The organism is Pseudomonas sp. HMSC08G10 (assembly GCF_001808425.1).
GTDB classification, from domain to species: Bacteria; Pseudomonadota; Gammaproteobacteria; order Pseudomonadales; family Pseudomonadaceae; genus Aquipseudomonas; species Aquipseudomonas guariconensis.
The window spans coordinates 1-768 of the sequence record NZ_KV793289.1 but is presented as its reverse complement, the minus strand read 5'-3'; the positions used below and the strand labels follow the sequence as shown (position 1 = coordinate 768).

The 768-nt window shown below is 62.8% G+C and carries 1 protein-coding gene and 1 pseudogene; both read right to left on the bottom strand.

Translation table 11 applies throughout. From position 1 onward, the window contains the following. Positions 1-206 (bottom strand): annotated as a pseudogene (locus tag HMPREF3173_RS02490) (phage head morphogenesis protein); the annotation flags it as partial. Beyond that, a partial coding sequence (locus HMPREF3173_RS02485; protein WP_139146803.1) for a DUF4055 domain-containing protein occupies positions 196-768 on the bottom strand: 573 nt, incomplete at its 5' end. The gene HMPREF3173_RS02485 and the pseudogene HMPREF3173_RS02490, both read right to left, overlap by 11 nt.

Sequence of the window (768 nt, the reverse complement as noted above, 5' to 3'; positions counted from 1 at the left end):
CCCGCCAGCTCGCCCTGTAGCTCCTGAATCTGCTTCTCGTACCGTTGGGTGCCGTAACGGCTCAATCCCTCTGATAGGCGTGATTTGGCGGTGCTGATGGCCTTCGTGATGAACTTGGCCAGGCGCTTGAGGCTTCCCCCGGCGTAGCGCTGCACGTGCACCTGGTGGCGAGTCGCTGCGTCGGACAGGTAGCCGTCACTGCTCATCCTCGCCGCCTCCAGTGTCGTTGCCGGTCACCGGCGGCTGCTCGGCCAGTTCATCGTCGATCAGCTCGTCGGTGCGATCAGCCTCGATCACGCCGCCCTGGCGCAGGTTGGTGCGCAGGTCGGACTTCGCGATGATGCCCTGCTGCCAGAGCTGGACTTGGGCCAGGATGTCCTGGGCAGTCATCGTCTCGTCGAAGAACGACTGGTTGAGCCAGAAGACCGTCCCATCTTCGTCCGGCTCGCCCATCATGAAGCGCTCGGCATCAAGGATGGCCCGTTTCAGGGCCTCAGACACGTTGCCAGCGATGGTGCCCAGCACACTGTTGTCCGAGCTGTAGCGGATGCGCACGGCCTCAGCTGTCTCGGCGCCGCCCGCCTTCTGGACGATTCGGGCACCGATCATCAGCATCTGCTCTTCCTTGTCCTTCAGCAGTGTGCGGGCCAGCTGGCTCTCGGTCGCCTGGACAAGCTTTGCATCACCTGACTTTCCGAGGTTGAACCCGCGGGTAGATCCGATGTGGATGCCATTGGGGTTCAGCTTGGCGAAATCGTCCGCGTTGAT